General features: G+C 38.3%; 1 protein-coding gene. It reads left to right on the top strand.

Annotation, left to right across the window (positions count from 1 at the left end):
• The coding region (locus MM236_RS19650; protein ID WP_241276703.1) for an IS1634 family transposase at nucleotides 1-489 on the top strand (489 nt) is incomplete at its 5' end.
• Between the last annotated feature and the right edge of the window lie 28 nt (nucleotides 490-517).

The following is a 517-nucleotide window of genomic DNA, read 5'->3' as shown; positions in this document are numbered from 1 at the left end:
GGGAAACTCAACAAAACCCACATCAACAACAGAGGCTATAACAAATACCTAAAAATGGAAGGTGAGATAAAGATTGCCTTGGATATGGAAAAGTTTGAACAGGATGGGCAATGGGACGGTCTCAAAGGCTACATCACCAATACAAAGCTTGACAAAGAACAGGTGATTGAGAATTATAACAACTTATGGAAGATTGAAAAGGCCTTCAGAATAACCAAAAATGATATCAAGGTAAGACCAGTTTTCCATTACAAACAAAGGAGAATAGAAGCCCATATCAGCATTGCATTCGTAGCTTACAAGGTCTACAAGGAACTCGAAAGGCAGTTGAATGAAAAAGAAGCAAACCTTTCACCACAAAAAGCAATTGAAATAGCAAAAGGTATTTACACAGTAGAAATCCAACTCAAATCAACAGGGAAAAAGCTGAGGAAAACCCTGTTTTTGAACGAGAGTCAGCAAAAACTGGCAAAAATGTTCGATTTTTGATTTTGGGTGTCCCAGTGTCGAAGTCAGG

This window comes from Belliella calami (assembly GCF_022549695.1).
GTDB lineage: Bacteria > Bacteroidota > Bacteroidia > Cytophagales > Cyclobacteriaceae > Belliella > Belliella calami.
The sequence above is the reverse complement of the archived record's forward strand: the minus strand, read 5'-3'. Positions and strand labels throughout refer to the sequence as shown.